This window comes from Rhizobium leguminosarum (genome assembly GCF_002953715.1).
In the GTDB taxonomy this organism is placed as follows: Bacteria; Pseudomonadota; Alphaproteobacteria; order Rhizobiales; family Rhizobiaceae; genus Rhizobium; species Rhizobium leguminosarum_V.
In genome coordinates this window covers 21977-42272 of sequence record NZ_CP025012.1, presented here as the reverse complement: position 1 = coordinate 42272, position 20296 = coordinate 21977, and the positions used below count along the sequence as shown (strand labels likewise).

At 63.0% G+C, this 20296-nt stretch carries 15 protein-coding genes; 12 read left to right on the top strand and 3 right to left on the bottom strand.

All coding sequences use genetic code 11. The features are described from left to right. Positions 1–89 precede the first annotated feature (89 nt). From CUJ84_RS00205 to CUJ84_RS00185, 5 genes are all read left to right on the top strand, one after another. The gene (locus CUJ84_RS00205; RefSeq protein ID WP_105004743.1) at positions 90–1187 is read left to right on the top strand and encodes a class I SAM-dependent methyltransferase; all 1098 of its coding nucleotides are present in this window, start codon (positions 90–92) and stop codon (positions 1185–1187) included. Next, positions 1184–2044 (top strand): TrmH family RNA methyltransferase, encoded by an 861-nt coding sequence (locus tag CUJ84_RS00200; protein ID WP_105004742.1) that lies wholly within the window; start codon positions 1184–1186, stop codon positions 2042–2044. Before CUJ84_RS00205 ends, CUJ84_RS00200 begins: the two co-directional genes overlap by 4 nt. Further along, complete coding sequence (lspA, locus tag CUJ84_RS00195; protein ID WP_105004741.1) at positions 2041–2544, top strand: signal peptidase II; 504 nt, start codon at positions 2041–2043, stop codon at positions 2542–2544. The genes CUJ84_RS00200 and lspA overlap by 4 nt, the downstream gene beginning before the upstream one ends. Before the next feature lie 55 nt (positions 2545–2599). After that, the gene (locus CUJ84_RS00190; RefSeq protein WP_105004740.1) at positions 2600–4882 is read left to right on the top strand and encodes a hybrid sensor histidine kinase/response regulator; all 2283 of its coding nucleotides are present in this window, start codon (positions 2600–2602) and stop codon (positions 4880–4882) included. Positions 4883–4990: 108 nt separating this feature from the next. Further along, positions 4991–5869 (top strand): GNAT family N-acetyltransferase, encoded by an 879-nt coding sequence (locus CUJ84_RS00185; protein ID WP_027681988.1) that lies wholly within the window; start codon positions 4991–4993, stop codon positions 5867–5869. 60 nt (positions 5870–5929) lie between these two features. On the opposite strand, the gene CUJ84_RS00180 is transcribed toward CUJ84_RS00185, so the two are convergent. Next, positions 5930–6919, bottom strand: a complete 990-nt coding sequence (locus CUJ84_RS00180) for an AraC family transcriptional regulator (protein ID WP_105004739.1) — start codon at positions 6917–6919, stop codon at positions 5930–5932. Between the two features lie 369 nt (positions 6920–7288). After that, complete coding sequence (locus CUJ84_RS00175; RefSeq protein ID WP_105004738.1) at positions 7289–9574, bottom strand: NADP-dependent malic enzyme; 2286 nt, start codon at positions 9572–9574, stop codon at positions 7289–7291. Positions 9575–9687: 113 nt separating this feature from the next. On the opposite strand from CUJ84_RS00175, the gene mutS reads away from it, so the two are divergent. From mutS to murJ, 4 genes are all read left to right on the top strand, one after another. Next, on the top strand, positions 9688–12414 hold the full coding sequence (mutS, locus tag CUJ84_RS00170) for a DNA mismatch repair protein MutS (RefSeq protein ID WP_105004737.1): 2727 nt from the start codon (positions 9688–9690) through the stop codon (positions 12412–12414). A 12-nt stretch (positions 12415–12426) separates the two neighbouring features. After that, the gene (locus CUJ84_RS00165) at positions 12427–12702 is read left to right on the top strand and encodes a hypothetical protein (protein WP_018244509.1); all 276 of its coding nucleotides are present in this window, start codon (positions 12427–12429) and stop codon (positions 12700–12702) included. A 134-nt stretch (positions 12703–12836) separates the two neighbouring features. Beyond that, positions 12837–15743, top strand: a complete 2907-nt coding sequence (locus CUJ84_RS00160) for a [protein-PII] uridylyltransferase (protein WP_105004736.1) — start codon at positions 12837–12839, stop codon at positions 15741–15743. A gap of 24 nt (positions 15744–15767) precedes the next feature. Continuing rightward, positions 15768–17348, top strand: coding sequence for a murein biosynthesis integral membrane protein MurJ (gene murJ / locus CUJ84_RS00155; protein ID WP_105004735.1), 1581 nt, complete (start codon positions 15768–15770; stop codon positions 17346–17348). Between the two features lie 23 nt (positions 17349–17371). On the opposite strand, the gene CUJ84_RS00150 is transcribed toward murJ, so the two are convergent. After that, positions 17372–17800, bottom strand: coding sequence for a YcbK family protein (locus CUJ84_RS00150; RefSeq protein ID WP_105004734.1), 429 nt, complete (start codon positions 17798–17800; stop codon positions 17372–17374). Between the two features lie 188 nt (positions 17801–17988). On the opposite strand from CUJ84_RS00150, the gene CUJ84_RS00145 reads away from it, so the two are divergent. The 3 genes from CUJ84_RS00145 (at position 17989) to CUJ84_RS00135 (ending at position 20244) form a co-directional block, all read left to right on the top strand. Next, positions 17989–18387 carry a VOC family protein gene (locus CUJ84_RS00145; protein WP_105004733.1) on the top strand — a complete coding sequence of 133 codons (399 nt, stop codon included), beginning with the start codon at positions 17989–17991 and terminating at the stop codon, positions 18385–18387. A gap of 193 nt (positions 18388–18580) precedes the next feature. Then, positions 18581–19645: a tryptophan--tRNA ligase gene (trpS, locus tag CUJ84_RS00140; RefSeq protein WP_105004732.1), complete on the top strand. Its 1065-nt coding sequence runs from the start codon at positions 18581–18583 to the stop codon at positions 19643–19645. Positions 19646–19752: 107 nt separating this feature from the next. After that, the gene (locus tag CUJ84_RS00135) at positions 19753–20244 is read left to right on the top strand and encodes a universal stress protein (RefSeq protein ID WP_003544884.1); all 492 of its coding nucleotides are present in this window, start codon (positions 19753–19755) and stop codon (positions 20242–20244) included. Positions 20245–20296: the final 52 nt, after the last annotated feature.

Below are 20296 nucleotides of genomic sequence, written 5' to 3'. Positions count from 1 at the left end.
CAGCGTCCTTTGCACGTCTGAAAAGACGCGCAGCGCTGCAGCGGACGTACAGCCGACAAGACACCCCGACAGAGACGCGGAAGAGCACGTTGAAACAGAGAGAAGGCCGGCCAGGCCAGAAGAAAACATCAGGTTCTTCCGGTGAAAGCCGCAGGAACGATCGGACAGGCCGGCCGCCGAAGCCGGTCGCGCGGCCTGCGGCGGCCCGCGAGACAGTGCGCGAGGCTGCTGGGCCTGTCGCCGTCGAGCGTCCCCTGATGACACGCAGCGGCGAACGTCCGGTCGAGCGCGTGCCCGTCATCCTCGAATCGCTCGGAGCCGGCGACTTCCACCTGATCGACAGCGGCAACGGCGAAAAGCTGGAGCAATACGGCCCCTATCGCATCATCCGTCCCGAGGCCCAGGCGCTGTGGCGCCCTTCGCTCCCCGCCCATGTGTGGGAAAAGGTCGATGCCGCCTTCACCGGCGATACCGACGAGGAAGGCTCCGGCCGCTGGCGCTTCCCGAAAGAGGCGCTCGGCGAGACCTGGCCGCTCAATCTGCTCGGCGTCGATTTCCTCGGCCGCTTCACCTCCTTCCGTCATGTCGGCGTCTTCCCCGAGCAGATCGTCCACTGGAGCTGGATGAAAGAGCAGGCCGAAAAGGCCGGCCGGCCGCTGAAGGTGCTGAATCTCTTCGGTTATACCGGTGTCGCCTCGCTGGTTGCCGCCGCAGCCGGCGCCGAGGTCACCCATGTCGACGCCTCGAAGAAGGCGATCGGCTGGGCAAGGGAAAACCAGGCGCTCGGGCGCATGGAGAAACTGCCGATCCGCTGGATCTGCGAGGATGCGATGAAATTCATCCTGCGCGAAGAACGCCGCGGCAGCCAATACGACATCATTCTGACCGATCCGCCGAAATTCGGCCGTGGCCCCAATGGCGAAGTCTGGCATCTCTTCGAGCATCTGCCCTTGATGCTCGATGTCTGCCGCGAGATCCTGTCGCCGAAGGCGGTGGGCCTGGTGCTGACGGCCTATTCGATCCGGGCCAGCTTCTATTCGATCCACGAGCTGATGCGCGAGACGATGCGCGGCGCGCGCGGCGTGGTCGAATCCGGCGAGCTGGTGATTCGCGAAGCCGGCACCGACGGCAAGACGCCGGGCCGCGCGCTTTCCACCTCCCTCTTTTCCCGCTGGGTGCCGAAATGAGCAAGGACTTCCACGATCAGGGACCGCGCAGGGTCGGGCAGGTGAAGGAAGTCACCTCGCTCGCCAATCCGATCATCAAGGACATCAAGGCGCTGACAAACAAGAAGTCGCGCGAGGAAAGCGGTACTTTCCTGGCCGAAGGACTGAAGCTCGTCATCGATGCGATCGAACTCGGCTGGGCGATCCGCACGCTGGTCTATGCCAAGGCCGCCAAAGGCAAGCCGCTGGTCGAGCAGATGGCGGCCAGGACCGTCGCCTCGGGCGGGCTGGTGCTCGAAGTCAGCGAAAAGGTGATCGCCTCGATCACCCGCCGCGACAATCCGCAGATGGTCGTCGGCATCTTCGAGCAGCGTTGGGCGCCGCTTAAGGGTATTCGGCCGAAGGAGGGCGAGACATGGGTGGCGCTCGACCGGGTGCGCGACCCCGGCAATCTCGGCACCATCATCCGCACGGCCGATGCGGCCGGCGCTTCCGGCATCATACTTCTCGGAGAAACGACCGACCCCTTCTCGCTCGAAACGGTGCGCGCCACCATGGGCTCGGTCTTTGCCGTTCCGGTCGCGCGGGCAACCCCAGAGGAATTCATCGCCTGGCGGAAATCGGCCGGCGTTTCCGTCGTCGCGACGCATCTTGCCGGCGCGGTCGATTATCGGACGATCGACTACCGGAAAAAGCCCGTCGTGCTCCTGATGGGCAACGAACAATCCGGCCTGCCGGAGCAACTGGCCAAGGAGGCCGACGCGCTTGCCCGCATTCCGCAGCAGGGCCGCGCCGATTCCTTGAACCTCGCCGTCGCCACCGCCGTCATGCTTTTCGAGGCGCGCCGCCATCTCCTCTCACTTGCCGAGGGCAAATGACCGAACAGACGCATGCACGGCCCGCGCTGTTTTCGCGCCCGGCACCGATCCTCTTCTTCATCGTCGTCGCCGTTCTCATCGACCAGGTCGTCAAGATCGCCGTCGATCACACTCTGCCGCTGCAGGAGGCGGTGCCGGTCATTCCGATGCTGGCGCTCTACCGCACCTACAATCTCGGCGTCGCCTTTTCGATGCTGTCCGGCATGGACGGCTGGTTCATCGTCGGCATGCGGCTCGTCATCGTTGCCTTCGTCATCTGGCTGTGGCACCGCACGGAGAAAGACCGCTGGCTCGCTCATCTCGGTTATGCGCTGATCATCGCCGGGGCGATCGGCAATCTCGTCGACCGCTTCGCCTATGGGCATGTGATCGATTACATTCTTTTCTACACCGAGAGCTGGTCCTTCGCGGTCTTCAATCTCGCCGACAGTTTCATCACCATCGGCGCCGGTTGCGTCATTCTCGACGAGCTGCTGCTGCCGAAAAAGGCAGGCCGCTAAAATCTTATCGAAATCCTGAAGGCATTCGGAACGGGCCTCATGTTAGCCAGATAGCATGCAGAACCTGGGACAGTTGCAGGAAAGATTGTCCGCCGCCTTCGGTGGACCCGCCGCTAAGCCGCATGAGACGCGGATGGAGGCCGTTTCCTCACGACCGAACGCCTCGGCACCCCAGGGAGCCGATGACCGCCAGAGCGGGCCTGCAGCGACAAGGCGCCTGCTGTTCTACTGGCTGGGCGGCGCCGGCCTTCTTGCCGCAACGATCCTGATGCTGCTTGCCCATGCCGGCGATCCGCTGCTGCTTTCGGGCGGTCTTGTCGTTCTTGGTCTTGCCGTCATCGCCAGTTATGCCCTGCTGATGGTTCGGTCGCGCAAGGCCGGTCAGCGCCCCGATCAATCCATGCCGGATTGGAACACCGGCGCAAAGCTGTTTGCCGACGTGCACGACGTGCTCGGCGACATCACGGTCAGCCGCACCATGGACCGGCGCATCATCTCCGCCAACGACACTTTTCGTCGCCTGACCGGGCGGCTGCGTCCGGAAGGACGAACCTGCGAGGAGATCGGGCTTGCCTTCCGCCCCGGTCCGATATCGCACTGCTACGATGTCGAGATCTCGACACCGGAAGGCCAGCGCATCTTCCTCTGGCGCGACGTCGTTACCCGCGACCCGGCGAACGGCCGCCTGCTGCTGCAGAGCGTTGCCCGCGACGTGACCGACGAGCGGCTCATCGCGCAGGGCCGCGAGGAAGCCCGCCAGAAGGCCGAGTATAACAGCGCCGCCAAATCGAGGCTGCTTGCCACCGTCAGCCACGAGGTGCGCACGCCGCTTTCCGGCATCCTCGGCATGGCGCATCTGATTGCGGAGACGCGGCTGACGCAGGAGCAGCAGAACTATCTCGCGAGCATCCGCCAGTCCGGCCACGCGCTGACGCAGCTCGTCGAGGATCTGCTCGACTTCTCCACCATCGAGGTCGGCCGCTTCGCGCTGCATCCGCGCTCGGAATCGCTGCGCAAGCTTCTGGAAAGCGTCGTCGAGATGCTCGCCCACCGGGCGCACGAAAAGGGTATCGAGATCGGCGCCACCGTGTCATCCGATGTCCCTGAGAATATGAGCTTCGACCCGGCGCGGCTGCGCCAGGTTCTGTTCAACGTCATCGGCAATGCCGTGAAGTTCACCCAGGTCGGTGGCGTCTTCATCCGCGTATCGCTCGACGCCGGCGACTTGCTGATCACCGTGACCGATAGCGGTCCCGGCATGACGGCGGAGGAGCAGGCGCGCGTCTTCGGCGAGTTCGAGCAGGGCGGGACCGTTGCCGACAAGAGCAACGGTACCGGGCTCGGCCTTGCCATCTCCGCCCGCATCATGCGCGAATTCAGCGGCACTCTGACGGTTGCCAGCGAAAAGGGCAGAGGCAGCGAATTCGCCATCCGCTTCCCAGTCGATATCGGCAGCGAGCGCCCCGACCGGCGAAACACGCTGCTTGCCGGCAACAGCGTCGTGCTGCTGGCGCCGGCAGGTGCCGCGCGCACCGCCATCGCCGAGACGATCACCGCGCTTGGCGGCCTCTGCCATCTCGTCGGCGACGGCGAGACGGCGCGGTCAACGCTGCTCGGATTGGCAAAGGGCGGACGGCGGCCGACCGACATCATCATCGACCATCGCATGTCGGCGGAATTTTCCGACCATCTTGCCGATCGCGCCGAAATCGCCGCACTTGGCCTGCGCAAGGTCCTGCTCGTCAACCCGGAAGAACGTAGCGCCCATCCGCTCGACCTTTTCGATGCCTGGCTGATCCGGCCGCTGCGCGAACAGTCGCTGATCGACGTGCTGCGCGGGCGCATGCGCGGCATGGAGAAGCGCGACGCGCTGAACGACAACCAGCCGGGCTTCGGCCTTTCGGTGGCGGAGACGGTGGTTGCCGCCAGCGGGCTCAGCATCCTGCTCGGCGAGGACGATCCGATCAATGCCATGCTGGTGCGCGTTGTCCTGGAAAAGGGCGGGCATAAGGTGCGCCATGTCGAAGATTTCGAGTCGCTGCTCGACTGCGCGCTCTGCGAGGCAAATGCCCGGCCCGATATCATCATCAGCGATCTCTCGATGCCGGGTGGGAACGGCATCGACATGCTGGGACGCCTGCGCGGCCACGAGCGGCGGCTCGATCTCGCCTCGGTGCCGGTGATCGTGCTGACTGCCGACAAGAGCGACGATTCACGCCGCCAGGTCTTGCTCAACGGCGCCAACCGCGTCATGGTAAAGCCGGTCGATCCGGTGCGGCTGCTGACCGAAGTTCAGGCGGTCGCCGCACTTTCCGCCCGCCGGGCAGAGGCGCGGTGAGCGCCTCAGGAACCGGCACGCTGCTTGCGCTTGGAAATTCAAAATGTCACTTTCCTGTCGCAGAGAAGTGTTTTATGGCGTCGATAAGCCGGCAACGGGAGAATCGTCATGTCCGCCATCGACATCCTGAATCGTGACACCACCGCGGAGGCTGCACCGCCCTCGACGGCTGCTGTGCAGAAGGACGGTGATATCCTCGGCCGCATCGGCAATCTGGAGACCCGCCTTGCCCGCACGGCGCGCGAAATCGATGCTGCCCAGGCCGTGCGCTACCGCGTCTTCGTCGACGAAATGAAGGCGCAGCTGCCGCTGGATGCCATGCGTCGCCAGCGTGATGTCGACGCCTATGACGCCGTCTGCGACCATCTTCTCGTTCTCGACCGCTCGATCGAGGGCGACCCGGAAGACCAGATCGTCGGCACCTACCGGCTGCTGCGTCAGGATGTCGCCATCGCCAATGGCGGTTTTTACTCGGCTTCCGAATTCGAAATCGAGGGCCTCATCGCGAAACATCCGGACAAGCGCTTCATGGAGCTCGGCCGCTCCTGCGTGCTGCCGGAATACCGCACCAAGCGCACCGTCGAGCTCCTGTGGCAGGGCAACTGGGCCTATGCGCTGAAACACGGCGTCAGCGCCATGTTCGGCTGCGCCTCTTTCCCCGGCGTCTATCTCGAAAGCCACGCGCTGGCGCTGTCCTTTCTCTATCACAACGTGCTGGCGAAGAACGAATGGGCCGTCGGGGCGCTGCCGGATCTCGCCCGCAACATGGATCTGATGCCGGTCGAGGCCATCAACCCGAAGCGGGCGCTGATGGCGCTGCCGCCGCTGATCAAGGGCTATCTGCGCCTCGGCGCGATGGTCGGCTCCAGTGCGGTCGTCGATCATGCCTTCAACACGACTGACGTGCTGATCGTGCTGCCGATCTCCAGCATTTCCGACCGCTACCTGAATTACTACGGCGCCGACGCCGGCCGCTTCGCGAGCTAATTTAATCTGCGCAGACGGCCATCTGTCTGGGAAAAGCCAATTCCAGCCTCTCCGAAGGCTCTAGTGATCGGATCGCCTTCTGGTGTCCGACGGGTTCTCTCCATACGCCGCCCGATAGGTTGCTGCAAAGCGGCCAAAGTGGAAGAATCCCCACTTCAAGCAGATGTCCCGCAACGGCTGCCGGTTTGAAGGATCGTGCAGATCCTCCCGGACCGCTTGCAAGCGGATCGTCCTGAGGTAGGCAGCCGGCGTGGTTCCCTTGAAGGCACGAAAACCGCTTTCAAGAGCGCGAATGGAAATGCCTGCCGCCTCCGCGACACTCTGCATCGTCAGTGGCTGTGCGATGTTCGCATGCATAAATTCAATCGCCCGACGGACATGCCGTGGTGCGATCAGATGGATTTTCTTGTCAAGAAGATGCGAGAGCCGATGAGGAACCGAGCGCACCAGCAGATCGGCAAACGCCTGGATCAGGTTCAACATGGCGATTGGCGAGTGAAGTAGCGGCCCGTTGTTGCGCATGCCACTGATGATCGTTTGGGCGAGGCTGCCGATCAACTGGCCCGCCGCCGTGGAAAGATCAATGACCGGTGCCAAGTCCATTGCCCCGGTCAGGGGGGTCTCCAATACGGCGGCGACGGTCTGAGCGATGATTGTCCAGCTCAGACTCAGTGTGTCTGATCGGTGCGGCGCTGCCCGTACGGAAACCCGTTCCGGCTCGAGATTGTTCATCAACAACAGCCGCCCAGGTGTCCCTTCGATCACAGTCCGACCAAGCGTTACATCGAGAGCACCCGTACGCGGCATGATGATTGCCAGAGTTTCCGGCGTTCCGTGTGCCGTTCTTGCACCCCAGCCGCCGGAATCCTGGTTGCTGACCAGCGACAACCTTTCATCACCCCAAAACCCGACCTTCCAGTCGAGTGGTTTCTCTCGACCATTGCGCCATGCGTCGAACGAACCGAACCCCTTGGTCAGAGCCTCGACCATATCGTCGAAAGTTGCCCCCTGAAATCGGGCGATGAAATTGGGAGATGCGTTTTCTGGCATGGGAAACCAACCGGCTGGTATTAAACACCTGAGCTGCGAAACCGCATTGATTGCCCGCAGTTCGTCAATGTCCCTGCAGGCATATTTATGCGCCCGTATCGGGCTATTGTATCAAAAGTATGACTTATCGGAAGAGCAGCGCGCTCCGCTTCCCTGGAGCGGTTCAGCTTTAAACGGAAGCACAGAACCGCTCTATCCTTTTGTTTTGCGCAATTCCCGGCAAAACCGCTTTCGCGCTTTGCCTGGGAAAACCGTGTCCGCTGACACCACGGGCGGAAGCTTCATCGCGGCTGCCCACGAAAACTTATGCCCGGCCGACGCACTGTCAGCCGGGCACCAAAAGGTGTCTCATATGTCGGCAGGACGAGTTTATGAACCAGCCCCATAGGCGGCGATCGCCGCCATGTTGACGATGTCGCTGTCCTTGGCGCCCATCGAGGTGATCTGCACCGACTTGTCGACGCCGACCAGGATCGGGCCGATGACCGTGGAGCCGCCGAGCTCCTGCAGCATCTTGGTCGAGATCGAGGCCGAGTGGAAAGCCGGCATGACGAGCACGTTGGCCGGGCCGGAGAGGCGGCAGAAGGGATATTGCTCCATCACCTTGCGGTTCAGGGCGACATCGGCGGCCATTTCGCCGTCATATTCGAAATCGACGCGGCGCTTGTCGAGGATCTTCACCGCTTCGCGCACCCGCTCGGAACGTTCGCCCGAGGGATGGCCGAAGGTGGAATAGGCAAGCAGGGCGACACGCGGCGGATAACCCATGCGCCGCGCCAGACCTGCGGCTTCCTCGGCGATATCGGCAAGCTCCTCGGCCGTCGGCATGTCATGCACCGCGGTATCGGCAACGAAGACGGTGCGGCCGCGGCAGAGCGCCAGGGATACGCCGATGACGCGGTGGCCGGGCTTCTCGTCGATGCAGCGGCGCACATCTTCGAGTGCCGTCGAATAGTTGCGGGTAATGCCCGTCACCATGCCGTCGGCGTCGCCGAGCGCCACCATGGTGGCGGCGAAGTGGTTGCGGTCGTTGTGGATCAGTCGCTGGGCGTCGCGGTGCAGATAACCCCGCCGCTGCAGCCTGGCATAGAGATAATCGATATAGGCCTCGACCCGGGTCGAGATACGGGCATTGACGATCTCGAGGCCTGGCCGGTTGAGATCGATGCCGGCGCGTTCCGCCGTCGCCCGGATCAGATCCTCGCGGCCGAGCAGAATGGCGGTGCCGAGCTGCTGGTTGGCATAGGACATCGCCGCGCGCAGGACCTGTTCTTCCTCGGCCTCGGCAAAGACGATCCGCTTCGGATGCCGGCGGACACGCTCGTAGAGCCTGGCGAGCGTCGAGGCGATCGGATCGCGGCGCGCCGAAAGCTCGCGGGCATAACCGGCCATGTCGGTGATGACCTTGCGGGCGACACCGCTTTCGATCGCAGCTTGCGCGACCGCGACCGGGATCGCCGAGATCAGCCTGGGATCGAAGGGAACTGGGATGATATATTGCGACCCGAAACGCGGCCGGTTGCCCTGATAGGCGGCGACCACGTCATCCGGCACGTCCTCGCGGGCGAGGTTTGCCAACGCCTTGACGGCGGCGATCTTCATCGCGTCATTGATTGTGGAGGCGCGCACATCGAGAGCGCCGCGGAAGATATAGGGAAAACCGAGGACGTTGTTGACCTGATTCGGATAGTCCGAACGGCCCGTCGCCATGATGGCGTCGTCGCGGATGCGGGCCACCTCTTCCGGCGTGATCTCGGGATCGGGATTGGCCATGGCGAAGATGATCGGCCGCTCCGCCATCGAGCGGATCATCTCGGCCGAAAACGCGCCCTTCTGCGACAGGCCGAAAACGACGTCCGCGCCCTCCATCGCCTCTTCCAGCGTGCGTGTGTCGGTCTTTGCCGCATGCGCCGATTTCCACTGGTTCATGCCCTCGGTGCGGCCCTGGTAGATGACGCCCTTGGTATCGCAGAGGATGACGTTCTCAGGCGCAAACCCCATCGCCTTGATCAGTTCGACGCAGGCGATCGCCGCAGCACCCGCACCGTTGCAGACGAGCTTCGTCGTCTTCAGGTCGCGGCCGGTCAGTTCCAGCGCGTTGATCAGGCCGGCAGCGGCGATGATCGCCGTTCCATGCTGGTCGTCATGGAAGACGGGGATATCCATCAGCTCGCGCAGCCGGCTTTCGATGACGAAACAGTCCGGCGCCTTGATATCCTCGAGGTTGATGCCGCCGAAGGAGGGACCGAGGAAGCGCACGCAGTTGATGAACTCGTCGACATTTTCCGTATCGATCTCGAGGTCGATGGAATCGACGTCGGCGAAGCGCTTGAACAGCACCGCCTTGCCTTCCATGACGGGCTTGGAGGCCAGCGCCCCGAGATTGCCGAGACCGAGGATTGCCGTGCCGTTGGAAATGACGGCGACCATGTTGCCGCGGGCCGTGTAATCATAGGCCGTCTGCGGATCGGCGGCGATTGCCTTGACGGGTACGGCAACACCCGGCGAATAGGCCAGCGAGAGGTCGCGCTGCGTCGCCATCGGCTTGGTCGGGTTGATCTCCAGCTTGCCGGGCCGGCCCATTGCGTGAAATTCGAGCGCCTCCTGGTCGGTAACCGAGGTCACCGGCCGGTCCTTCTTATCGATATCGGGCATAAATCCTCCAACGTCCTGTGGGCGACGCTTTGCTCTTCCTCAAATGCTGTTGTCATCTATAGCGGCGCGCGGATAGGGTTGGCACCTGTTTTTTTGGGAAAAACTCCACCTCCGTGAACGCACGAATAGACACAGGGAATGAAGCCTTTTCGGCTGCCGAGCTCGCCACGGCGGAAAGCCGTGCCTCGGCGACGCCGATGATGGAGCAATTTATCGAGATCAAGGCGAACAATCCCGGTTCGCTTCTGTTCTATCGCATGGGCGATTTCTACGAGCTGTTCTTCGAGGATGCGCTGGAAGCCTCACGCGCGCTCGGTATCACGCTGACGAAGCGCGGCCAGCACATGGGCCAGGATATCCCGATGTGCGGCGTTCCGGTGCATGCGGCCGACGACTATCTGCAGAAGCTGATTTCGCTCGGCTTCCGCGTCGCCGTCTGCGAGCAGATCGAGGATCCCGCGGAAGCGAAGAAACGCGGCGCGAAATCCGTCGTCAGGCGCGACGTCGTCCGCCTCGTCACCCCCGGCACGATCACCGAGGAAAAGCTGCTTTCGCCCTCGGAATCCAACTATCTGATGGCGCTGACCCGCATTCGCGGCAGCGGCGAGGCCTTGCTGGCGCTTGCCTGGATCGATATTTCCACCGGCGTCTTCCGGCTTGCCGAGACCGAAGCCTCGCGCCTGCTTGCCGATATCCTGCGCATCGATCCGCGCGAACTCATCCTGCCCGACACGATCTTCCACGATCCCGAACTCAAGCAGGTCTTCGACGTGCTCGGCCGGACAGCAGTGCCGCAGCCTTCCGTGCTCTTCGACAGCGCCAGCGCCGAAGGGCGGATCGCGCGGTATTTCGGCGTCGCGACGCTCGACGGCTTCGGCACCTTTTCGCGCGCCGAGCTTGCGGCGGCAGCCGCCGCCGTCGCCTATGTCGAGAAGACGCAGATCGCCGAGCGTCCGCCGCTTGGAAAGCCGGAGCGCGAAAGTGCCGCTTCGACGCTGTTCATCGACCCCGCCACCCGCGCCAATCTCGAACTTGCCCGCACGCTTTCGGGCGATCGCAACGGCTCGCTGTTGAAGGCGATCGACCGCACCGTCACCGGCGGCGGCGCCAGGCTCCTTGCCGAGCGGCTGATGTCGCCGCTGACCGATCCCGCCCGCATCAATGCGCGGCTCGATTCGATCGGCTTCCTGATCGACGAACCTCTGCTCTGCGGCAATCTGCGCGACACGCTGAAACATGTGCCCGACATGCCGCGCGCCCTGTCGCGCCTGGCGCTCGACCGCGGCGGCCCACGCGATCTCTGGGCGATCCGCCAGGGCCTGGAAGCGGCGGGCGGACTGGCGGCGATGCTCGGCAAGGCGATGCTGCCCGAAGAGCTCGGCCAGGCACTATCCGGGCTGCAGGCCCTTCCTGCGACGCTGGAGAAGCTGCTTGCCGAGACGCTTGCCGACGAATTGCCGCTGTTGAAACGCGATGGCGGCTTCCTGCGCGACGGCGCCAGCGCCGAACTCGACGAGGTCCGGGCGCTGCGCGACCAGTCGCGTCGCGTCATCGCCGGCCTGCAATTGCAATATGCCGAGGAAACCGGCATCCGCTCGCTGAAGATCAAGCACAACAACGTCCTCGGTTATTTCATCGAAGTCACCGCCGGCAATGCCTCGCCGATGACGGAGACGGCGGACGCGAAAGCCCGCTTCATCCACCGCCAGACCATGGCGAACGCCATGCGCTTCACCACCACCGAACTTGCCGATCTCGAAAGCCGCATCGCCAATGCCGCCGACCAGGCGCTGACGATCGAGCTCGAAGCCTTCGACAGGATGACGGCGGCCGTCGTTGCGGAAGCCGAGGCGATCAAATCAGGCGCCCGGGCGCTTGCCGTCATCGACGTCGCCGCAGCTCTGGCGCTTCTCGCCGAGGAGCAGGCCTATTGCCGCCCGCAGGTCGACGGTTCGAAGATGTTTGCCATCGAGGGTGGCCGCCATCCGGTTGTCGAGCAGGCGCTGCGGCGGCAGGCCGGCGGCCCCTTCGTCGCCAATCATTGCGATCTGTCGCCAAAGACCGGCGACCGGGATGGGGCGATCTGGCTGCTGACCGGCCCGAACATGGGCGGCAAGTCGACCTTTCTGCGCCAGAACGCATTGATCGCCATCCTGGCGCAGATGGGCTCCTTCGTGCCGGCGGCATCAGCCCATATCGGCATCGTCGACCGGCTTTTCTCGCGTGTCGGCGCCTCAGACGATCTGGCGCGCGGGCGCTCCACCTTCATGGTCGAGATGGTCGAAACGGCGGCGATCCTCAACCAGGCGAGCGACCGTTCCCTCGTCATCCTCGACGAGATCGGTCGCGGCACCGCCACGTTCGACGGTCTGTCGATCGCCTGGGCCGCCGTCGAGCACCTGCATGAGGCCAATCGCTGTCGCGGCCTCTTCGCCACGCATTTCCACGAGCTGACCGTGCTTTCGGAAAAGCTTGGCCGGCTGTCGAACGCCACGATGCGCGTCAAGGAATGGGACGGCGACGTCATTTTCCTGCACGAGGTCGGGCCGGGTGCGGCGGACCGCTCCTACGGTATTCAGGTCGCGCGCCTTGCCGGGCTTCCGGCTTCGGTCGTGGCGCGGGCCCGCGATGTACTCACCCGTCTGGAAGATGCCGACCGCAAGAACCCGGCGAGCCAGCTGATCGACGACCTGCCGCTCTTCCAGGTGGCGGTGCGCCGCGAGGATACGGCCCGCGGACCCTCCAAGGTCGAGGAGGCGTTGAAAGCGATGAGCCTTGACGACATGACGCCGCGCGAGGCAATGGATGCGCTTTACGATCTCAAGAAGAAGCTGAAATAGGAGTAGCGCGCCATGTTCATGGAAAAACTGGTTCGCGAAACCGAGCGCCTCTCGCTGATCTGCTCCATGCTCGATACGATGCGGCGCGCCGATAAGGACCGCAATGCGCGCGGCTGGACTTCGCCGATCGGCATGCTGAAGATCACCCGCTGCTGCGCGATGATCTGCGAACTCGGAACGTCGATCGCCAAGGCCGGCTATCGCGAATGCGACAGGCAGGCGCTTGAGGAGATCATGCGCGAGACACGGCAGGTGCTGCATTTGCTGAATGCACGAGCCGCCGGCTGAGGATTCCGGGAAAGCCGGCGCCTTGCGTCAAAGCGCCCTTGCATCTTGCAGCGAACCAACACCATTTCGCCAAATTTAAAGGTTCTTGCAGTATGAAAGCCCGTGTCAATCGCCGGGCAAAGGGGCTATAGCGCATGCAGACGAAACAAGCGGCAGGCCGTGAACCGGCAGCCCGGCATGAACAGGAAACCGCCCCGGCGACAGCGATGCGCAACCTCGATTTCTCCAATATCCTCGACGTCGAGCTCTTGCAGAAGCAGTGTGACGCCGTTGCCGATGCCAACCGCAACCGGCCCGACGTCCTGCGCGCCGATCTTCTGGCCGTGCTGAAGAAGGCGAGCACGGAAGGTCGGCAGAAGGCGCGCGAGGCACTGATGGCCGATGGCGGCGGACTCAATTGCGCCTACCGGATTTCCTGGCTGCAGGACCAGATCATCACCGTCCTCTACAATTTCGCCACCGCCCATATCTTTCCGCATCAGAAGGACAAGTTCGCGGTGACCGCCGTCGGCGGCTACGGGCGCGACACGCTGGCGCCCGGCTCGGATATCGACCTGCTGTTCCTCTTCCTGCCGAGGCCGGCGGAAGAGACGCACAAGGCGGTCGAATTCATGCTCTATGTGCTCTGGGACATGGGTTTCAAGGTCGGTCATGCCACCCGTACGGTGGAGGAATGCATCGCGCTTTCCAAGTCCGACATGACGATCCGCACCGCCATCCTGGAGATGCGCTACATCTGCGGCCTGCAACGGCTGGAAACCGAGCTCGAGACCCGCTTCGACAAGGAGATCGTCACCGGCACCGGTCCCGAATTCATCGCCGCCAAGCTTGCCGAGCGCGACGAGCGCCACAGCAAGGCGGGCGACACGCGTTATCTCGTCGAACCGAACGTCAAGGAAGGCAAAGGCGGGCTTCGCGACCTGCACACGCTGTTCTGGATCTCGAAATATTATTATCACGTGCGCGACCAGGCGGAGCTGGTCAAACTCGGCGTGCTGTCCAAGCACGAATACCGTCTGCTTGAGAAAGCCGACGATTTTCTCTGGGCGGTGCGCTGCCATATGCACTTCCTGACCGGCAAGGCCGAGGAGCGCCTGTCCTTCGACATCCAGCGCGAGATCGCTGAAGCCTTCGGTTATCACAGCCGCCCGGGCCTTTCGGCCGTCGAGCGCTTCATGAAGCACTATTTTCTCGTCGCCAAGGATGTCGGCGATCTCACGCGCATTCTGTGCGCCGCGCTTGAAGACCAGCAGGCGAAGTCGATCCCGGGCCTGACCGGCGTCATCAGCCGCTTCACCCATCGCAACCGCAAGATCGCCGGCAGCGTCGAATTCGTCGAAGACCGCGGCCGCATCGCGCTCGCCGACCCCGAAGTCTTCAAGCGCGATCCGGTCAACATCATCCGGCTCTTCCACGTCGCCGACATCAACGGGCTGGAATTCCATCCGGACGCGCTGAAACGCGTTACCCGTTCACTCGCTTTGATCGATAACAGCCTGCGGGAAAACGACGAGGCCAACCGCCTGTTCATGTCGATCCTGACGTCGAAGCGCGATCCGGCGCTCATCCTGCGCCGGATGAACGAGGCCGGCGTGCTCGGCCGCTTCATCCCCGAATTCGGCAAGATCGTCGCGATGATGCAGTTCAACATGTATCACCACTATACGGTCGACGAACATCTGATCCGCACCGTCGACATTCTCTCCGAGATCGACAAGGGGCGCGCCGAGGATCTGCATCCGCTCGCCAACAAGCTGATGCCCGGCATCGAGGATCGCGAGGCGCTGTATGTCGCCGTTCTCCTCCACGACATCGCCAAGGGCCGCCAGGAGGATCATTCGATCGCCGGCGCCCGCGTCGCCCGCAAGCTCTGCGCCCGCTTCGGCCTGTCGCAGAAGCAGACTGAGATCGTCGTCTGGCTGATCGAGGAACATCTGACCATGTCGATGGTGGCGCAGACCCGCGACCTCACCGACCGCAAGACGATCACCGATTTCGCCGACCGCGTGCAGTCGCTCGACCGGCTGAAGATGCTCTTGATCCTGACGATCTGCGATATCCGCGCCGTCGGTCCCGGTGTCTGGAACGGCTGGAAAGGCCAGCTTCTGCGCACGCTCTATTATGAAACCGAGCTGCTGCTGGCCGGCGGCTTTTCGGAGGTCTCCCGCAAGGAGCGGGCCAATGCCGCCGCCGAGGCGCTGCATTCAGCACTCGCCGACTGGAGCCAGAAGAACCGCAATACCTATACCAAGCTGCACTACCAGCCCTATCTGCTCTCGGTGCCGCTGGAAGACCAGATCCGTCACGCCCATTTCATCCGTCAGTCGGATAAGGCGGGCCAGGCGCTCGCCACCACGGTGCGCACCGACAGTTTCCACGCGATCACCGAGATCACCGTACTGTCGCCCGACCATCCGCGACTGCTCGCCGTCATTGCCGGAGCTTGTGCTGCGGCCGGGGCCAACATCGTCGACGCCCAGATCTTCACCACATCGGACGGACGGGCGCTCGACACGATCCATGTCAGCCGTGAATTTACCGACGATGCCGACGAACTGCGCCGGGCGGCGACGATCGGACGGATGATCGAGGACGTGCTGTCCGGCCGCAAGCGGCTGCCCGAAGTCATCGCCACGCGCGCGCGCAACCGCAAGAAAAGCAAGGCCTTCGTCATTCCGCCGTCGGTCAACATCACCAACAGCCTGTCGAACAAGTTCACGGTCATCGAGGTCGAATGCCTCGACCGGCCGGGATTGCTGTCCGAAATCACGGCCGTGCTCTCCGATCTGTCGCTCGATATCCAGTCGGCCCGCATCACCACCTTCGGCGAGAAGGTGATCGACACCTTCTACGTCACCGATCTGGTCGGCCAGAAAATATCAGGCGACAGCAAGCGCGCCAACATCACCGCCCGGATGAAGGCCGTCATGGCCGAGGAGGAGGATGAATTGCGCGAGCGTATGCCCTCCGGCATCATCGCGCCCGCCGCCACCGCCCGGACCCCGCCTGCCGCCGAAAAGAAGGCCGGTTCCCCCATATGAGCCACCACGCATGAGCCCGAACGCATGAGCCTCGTCAAGAAATTCGCGACCGTCGGCGGCGCCACCCTCGGCAGCCGCATCTTCGGCTTCGCCCGCGAAACGCTGATGGCTGCGGCCCTCGGCACCGGACCGATGGCCGACGTCTTCTACGCCGCCTTCCGCTTTCCGAACCTGTTCCGCCGGCTGTTTGCCGAGGGCGCCTTCAACGCCGCCTTCGTGCCGCTCTTTGCCAAGGAGATCGAGGCGAACGGCACGGATGGCGCCAAGCGTTTTTCGGAAGAAGTCTTTGGCGTCTTGTTTTCGGTGCTGCTCCTCATCACCATCGTGATGGAGCTTGCCATGCCGCTGCTGGTGCGCTTCGTCATCGCGCCGGGCTTTGCCGACGATCCCGACAAGTTCTCGATCACGATCCGCATGGCGGCCGTGATGTTTCCCTATCTGATGTGCATGTCGCTGACGGCGATGATGAGCGGCATGCTGAATTCGCTGCATCATTTCTTCGCCGCCGCCATCGCGCCCGTCTTCCTCAACGTGGTGATGATCGGGGCGCTGTTTTATGCGCTCTATACCGGCGCCGATCCGCTGGCGACGGCCTGGTATCTCTCCTGGGGCGTTCTTGCCGCCGGCGTCCTGCAACTCGCCGTCGTCTATGTCGGCGTGCTCGCGGCCGGCATGAGCATCGGCTTCCGCTTCCCGAAGATGACACCAAACGTCAAGCGGCTGCTGATCCTGGCGGTGCCGGCTGCGGTGACGGGCGGCATCACCCAGATCAACCAGCTGATCGGCCAGGCGATTGCGTCGTCCCGCGACGGCGCGATCGCAGCACTGCAATATGCCGACCGCATCTATCAGCTGCCGCTCGGGGTCGTCGGCGTCGCCGTCGGCGTGGTGCTTCTGCCGGAACTGGCCCGGGCGCTGAAGGGCGGCAACCTGCGCGAGGCCGGAAACCTGCAGAACCGCTCGATCGAATTCGTGCTGTTCCTGACGATCCCTGCCGCCTTCGCGCTCTGGATCCTGTCCGACGAGATCATCCGCGTGCTCTATGAGCGCGGCGCCTTCCATCAGGAAAACACTGCGGTCGTCGGCTCGATCCTGGCGATTTACGGCATCGGCCTGCCGGCCTTCGTGCTGATCAAGGCATTGCAGCCCGGCTTCTATGCCCGCGAGGACACCAAGACGCCGATGCGCTTTTCGGCCATCGCGGTTGCGACCAACTGCGCCACGGCGCTGACCCTCTTCCCCTATATGGGCGCGCCCGGCATCGCAGTTGCCGAAGCCACGGCCGGCTGGATCAGCACCGTGCTGCTGTTCACCACGCTTTTGCGCCGCGGCCACCTGACATGGGAATGGGCGCTGGCAAAGCGCACCGCCCTGCTGATCGTCGCCGCGGCCGTCATGGGTGCTGCGATCGTCTTCCTCAAGCAGCACTGGGCGCCCTGGCTTGCTTCCGGCGCGCCGCTTATCACCAAGATCGGCACCCTCGGGCTGCTGATTGCGATCGCGATGCTGATCTATTTCGCCGCCGCTTTCCTGGTCGGCGGGGCAAATCTCGGCATGATCCGACGCAACCTGAACCGCAAACCGGCGCCGGCGAAGGACGGCTGAGGTCGCACTTTTCCTGGTATTGCTCAGCAGTCAACCCATCGCCTTTGCGGTCCGACGTCGACATGGATGATGCCATTGCAATAGCTGCCAATGCCGCCGATGCCCGGCGCACTTCTTGCGGCTGATATGATCGTGCGTTCCGACAGGCCGGGCATCCTGATATCGGCTGCCAGACATTTCCCGTGCAGGGACCCATGGCGGCGGGGATGCGGCCTGTGGCCCGAGGTGATCACAGGGCGGCGACCGGTCTTTGCAGCAATATACGACAGGACCGCTCGCAGGCGCCCTGGAAAGCAGCCGGCACGAACGCTGACGGTCTGGACGGTGTAGGCGAGACGTGGCTGATGTTTTGGAAGATGAACGGCATGCCTTTTCATGTCTTGACCGACGGCACCCGTTGCTGATTGTAGGGCGAAAAGGCCTGCTATGACGAGCAAAGTTGCGTTCTGCATGGACCCTCCGATCGGCGACCGTGGCAGCCCCATCGGCGCCGGTGCCAGGCGATGGATTTTCAGTTCAAAAAAAGCTTTTTTGTGAAATTTTATACTCAATTATAAGTAAGACCATTGATCAATTCGGCTTAAAAACCGGGATATTTCTGCTCAAAACTGGAATAAATATCTCAAACGCGAGGCAGCACATGACGACCCAGTCTCTTTTCCTCGTCACTCTCGTCGTCGACGACTACGACCGCGCCAAGGCCTTCTATTGCGATGGCCTCGGTTTCGCTTGCCTTCAGGACGAGCCGCAGCCGGAGGGCAAGCGCTGGGTAGTGGTGAAGCCAAGGGGTGGGGATGGAGCCGCGTTTCTGCTGGCGCAAGCGGCAGACGAGACGCAGCGCGCGGCCATCGGCAATCAGACGGGCGGCCGTGTCGGCTTCTTTTTGAAGACCGACGATTTCGCCCGCGACCATGCCGCGATGCTGGCAGTCGGCGTGCGCTTTCTGGAAGAGCCACGTCATGAGGTTTACGGCACGGTGGCGGTCTTTGCGGATCCCTACGGCAACACTTTCGATCTGATCCAACACGCTGCTGCCTGAACCCCTTGATCGCGACCGGTCGGCCGTGCATAAGCCGCCGCGTTAGCAACATGGGCGCAGAGCCCACTGCATAATTCCTTAAGTCGGAATCGACTTAAGGAATTATGCAGCAATTTAGAATGTTACAGCGTCCTTTGCGCGTCTGAAAAGACGCGCGGCGCTGTAGGCCCTCCACCAGCCTATTGAGGACGACATGAGCGAATTCAAGAAACTCGTATTCTCCGGCGTGCAGCCGACCGGCAATCTGCATCTCGGCAATTATCTCGGCGCGATCCGCCGGTTCGTGGCACTGCAGGAAGGCAATGACTGCATCTACTGCGTCGTCGACATGCATGCGCTCACCGCCCAGCTCGTGCACGAGGACATGCCGAGCCAGACGCGCTCGATCGCCGCGGCCTTCATCGCCGCCGGCATCGATCCGGAAAAGCATATCGTCTTCAATCAGTCGGCCGTGCCGCAGCATGCCGAACTCGCCTGGATCTTCAACTGCGTTGCCCGCATCGGCTGGATGAACCGGATGACGCAGTTCAAGGACAAGGCCGGCAAGGACCGCGAGCAGGCCTCGCTCGGCCTTTACGCCTATCCGAGCCTGATGGCCGCCGACATTCTCGTCTATCGCGGCACCCATGTGCCGGTCGGCGAGGACCAGAAGCAGCATCTGGAGCTTGCCCGCGACATCGCGATGAAGTTCAACCTCGACTATGCCGAGCATATCAGCAGGACCGGCTACGGCGTCGATATCACCGTCGGCAACGAGCCGGTGCATGCCTATTTCCCGATGGTCGAGCCGCTGATCGGCGGGCCGGCGCCGCGCGTCATGTCGCTGCGCGACGGCACCAAGAAAATGTCGAAATCGGACCCCTCTGATCTCTCCCGCATCAACCTGATGGATGACGAGGACGCGATCTCGAAGAAGATCCGCAAGGCCAAGACCGATCCGGACGGCTTGCCGAGCGAGATCGACGGGCTGCAGGGCCGTCCGGAAGCCGACAATCTGGTGGCGATCTATGCCGCACTCGCCGACAAGTCGAAGGCGGACGTGCTTGCCGAATTCGGCGGCCAGCAATTCTCCGTCTTCAAGCCGGCGCTGGTCGATCTGGCGATCAACGTGCTCGCGCCGATCACCGGCGAAATGCGCCGGCTGATGGACGATACCAGCCATATCGACGCGATCCTGCGCAAGGGCGGCGAACGCGCAAGGGCCCGCGCCGAGGTGACGATGCAACAAGTGCGCGACGTCATCGGCTTCCTCTATTGAGATAGATCTCCCCTTTTTCCCGCCAGGGGAGAAGAGGATTTCTTCCGGGGCATCAGGGCAAAAACTGGGCTTGCAAATTTTCCGCTTCGGGTGTCAGAGTCCGCGCCATGGTATCGAAGCGACTCTCACGGCTCGAAGGTCACCGCCGCAAATTCATGGCGGTGATCGACGGTACACCCGAATGCCAACGCGCCGTTCATTATGCCGGCCGGCGCGCGAAGAATTCCAATGGCGGGCTGGTGCTGCTCTATGTGATCCCCGACGGGGATTTCCAGCAATGGCTCGGCGTCGAAGAGATCATGCGGGCCGAAGCGCGTGAAGAGGCCGAGGCGGTCGTTGCCAAGATCGCCCAGATCGTGCGCGAGACCATCGGCATCGAGCCTGAGGTCGTCATCCGAGAGGGCGGTGCTGCCGAACAGATCAACGCCGTGATCGAAGAAGACCGCGATGTGGCGATCCTGGTTCTGGCCGCCGGTTCGGCAAAGGAAGGTCCAGGGCCGCTGGTCTCCTCGGTCGCCGGTCGCGCGGCGGCGTTTCCGATCCCGGTCACCGTGCTGCCGGATACGTTGACCAACGAGGAAATCGACGCCCTCTGCTAGCTTTTCTTGAGTACAAGTCTCTTGATTAGAGCCGTCAATCGGCTTATCTTCT

Coding starts and splice junctions, on each gene's coding strand:
- CUJ84_RS00200 (WP_105004742.1), top strand. CDS start 1,184: ATGAGCAAGGACTTCCACGATCAGGGACCGCGCAGGGTCGGGCAGGTG.
- lspA (WP_105004741.1), top strand. CDS start 2,041: ATGACCGAACAGACGCATGCACGGCCCGCGCTGTTTTCGCGCCCGGCA.
- CUJ84_RS00190 (WP_105004740.1), top strand. CDS start 2,600: ATGCAGAACCTGGGACAGTTGCAGGAAAGATTGTCCGCCGCCTTCGGT.
- CUJ84_RS00185 (WP_027681988.1), top strand. CDS start 4,991: ATGTCCGCCATCGACATCCTGAATCGTGACACCACCGCGGAGGCTGCA.
- CUJ84_RS00180 (WP_105004739.1), bottom strand. CDS start 6,919: ATGCCAGAAAACGCATCTCCCAATTTCATCGCCCGATTTCAGGGGGCA.
- CUJ84_RS00175 (WP_105004738.1), bottom strand. CDS start 9,574: ATGCCCGATATCGATAAGAAGGACCGGCCGGTGACCTCGGTTACCGAC.
- CUJ84_RS00165 (WP_018244509.1), top strand. CDS start 12,427: ATGTTCATGGAAAAACTGGTTCGCGAAACCGAGCGCCTCTCGCTGATC.
- CUJ84_RS00160 (WP_105004736.1), top strand. CDS start 12,837: ATGCAGACGAAACAAGCGGCAGGCCGTGAACCGGCAGCCCGGCATGAA.
- murJ (WP_105004735.1), top strand. CDS start 15,768: ATGAGCCTCGTCAAGAAATTCGCGACCGTCGGCGGCGCCACCCTCGGC.
- CUJ84_RS00150 (WP_105004734.1), bottom strand. CDS start 17,800: ATGCAGAACGCAACTTTGCTCGTCATAGCAGGCCTTTTCGCCCTACAA.
- CUJ84_RS00145 (WP_105004733.1), top strand. CDS start 17,989: ATGACGACCCAGTCTCTTTTCCTCGTCACTCTCGTCGTCGACGACTAC.
- trpS (WP_105004732.1), top strand. CDS start 18,581: ATGAGCGAATTCAAGAAACTCGTATTCTCCGGCGTGCAGCCGACCGGC.
- CUJ84_RS00135 (WP_003544884.1), top strand. CDS start 19,753: ATGGTATCGAAGCGACTCTCACGGCTCGAAGGTCACCGCCGCAAATTC.